This is a genomic window from Bavariicoccus seileri WCC 4188 (assembly GCF_000421665.1).
Classification (GTDB): domain Bacteria; phylum Bacillota; class Bacilli; order Lactobacillales; family Aerococcaceae; genus Bavariicoccus; species Bavariicoccus seileri.
In genome coordinates, this window is the sequence record NZ_ATXL01000097.1 from 1 (window position 1) to 1857 (window position 1857).

Annotated in this window: 1 protein-coding gene; it reads left to right on the forward strand. The window is 37.7% G+C overall.

Going from position 1 to position 1857, the window contains the following annotated elements:
• The first annotated feature begins 125 nt into the window (after positions 1-125).
• On the forward strand, positions 126-1256 hold the full coding sequence (locus tag H541_RS12635; RefSeq protein WP_052168302.1) for an IS1634 family transposase: 1131 nt from the start codon (positions 126-128) through the stop codon (positions 1254-1256).
• The last annotated feature ends 601 nt before the right edge of the window (positions 1257-1857 follow it).

Sequence of the window (1857 nt, forward strand, 5' to 3'; positions counted from 1 at the left end):
ACAAAGTGAAAAGAGGTGGATCTTGTGACGGAAACAGAAAAGCAATTGATGAAACAAAATGAAGTTTTGTTAGCTCAAATTGACGCACTTAACAAGCAAGCCGAAGCCTATACCAATGGAAGCAGTTGAAGTTAGACTACTTTTTTAACTATCGTCAAAAGAAGAGCACGAAGGCTACAATTCCCTATAAAACTAGTGCCGCTCTCCTCACTTACATGAGATTGATGCATCCAGCGTCCAAAAAAAGAACATTTGAGCACAAAGATTGGCTTCTCCATTTCCCATCGGGAACGATTGATTTGCATCAGATCAATCGCTCTCTCAGTTTTTTTGGTCAACAAAAAGAAGCGTTAGAGCAACACTTAAATAAACAAATCGCTGAAATGGTTGATCATGATATCTCAGTTTGCTTTTTTGACGTCACAACTTATTATTTTGAATCACAACAAGCAGACGACCTTAAGCGATTTGGTTTTTCAAAAGATAATAAAGTGAATCAAGTTCAAGTCGTGATGGGACTATTAATTGATTCATATGGTATTCCAATTGGTTATAATCTCTATCCAGGTAATACCAATGAATTTGGCACACTTGAACCCGTTTTGAAACAATTGAAGGACCAGTATGGCATTCAGAAACTGATTATTACGGCAGATCGTGGCTTAAACTCTAAAGCAAATCTAGCTAAGATAAGGCGCCTGGGCTTTGATTATGTGTTAGCCTATAAAATTCGAACCGCCTCTAAAGAAGTTAAATCTTTGGTGTTAGACGATTCTGGCTATCGACAATTGTCAAAAGATTTAAAGGTCAAAGCAACTACGCTATCTCAACAAGTCAGACTGGAAGGTCAAACTTATGAGTTGACGGATACTTTTGTGCTAACTTATTCGAAAAAAAGAGCCCAAAAAGATCGAAAAGGCCGACAACGATTAATCGAAAAAGCTATTACTCTCAGTCAATCTCCTGCAAAAATGAAATCAGAGTTGAAAAAAGGTGGTAAGAAGTATGTGCAATTGGCGTTAGATAACGTTGATTTAGAAGTTGACCAACCCAAAATTGAAGATGATGAACGATTTGACGGCTACTATGGGATTGTCTGCTCAGATCGTACGTTGGAAGCGAGTGAAATCATTGATATCTATCAAGGTCTATGGAAAATAGAGGAGAGTTTCAGAGTATTAAAAAGCAATTTAGAAGCTAGACCTCTATTTGTATGGACCCCAGAGTCAATCCAAGGCCATTTTGTGATTTGTTAATTAGCTCTTACCCTCCAACGAGTCCTTGAATACCAACTAAAGCTGCAAGGGTTGTCGCTCTCAACAGAGCGCATTCAAAAAGCAATCAACTCCGCAGTCGTCTCACTCATAGAGCAGAAAACTGGGTCAGATTATTACATCAGGAATGAGCCAAACTCTGATTTTAAGGCCATCCTTTCAGCTCTCAAATTAGCAGAGCTACCTATGGTAGGTCGTGTCACACAAATCAAGTGGTAGATATACAACTACAAAAAAAGAAACCTCTCAAAAGTCCTTTAACATCAAGGGCTTTGAGAGGTTTTAACCATATAAAGTGTTAAAGTCAGGAAAAAGGCAACCGTCGGCTACATCAAGTGTAGCTCAACGATTGCCTATTTGTCATATACCCGTTTACTTCCCGCTTACTGTTTTATTTACACTTTCTAGAACACTGCTAACTCTATTTAGTCGCGTCATCTTTAAATGTTTTTAGTGCAAAAAAAGAAGCCACATAATGGCTTTTAAAGAGGGTTCTATAATATTTGGTGTTGTTACTCAAAAAGTAGCGACACCAATTTTTGATACAAAAAGACATTTGGTTGTCCTATAATTAAATCGCTAA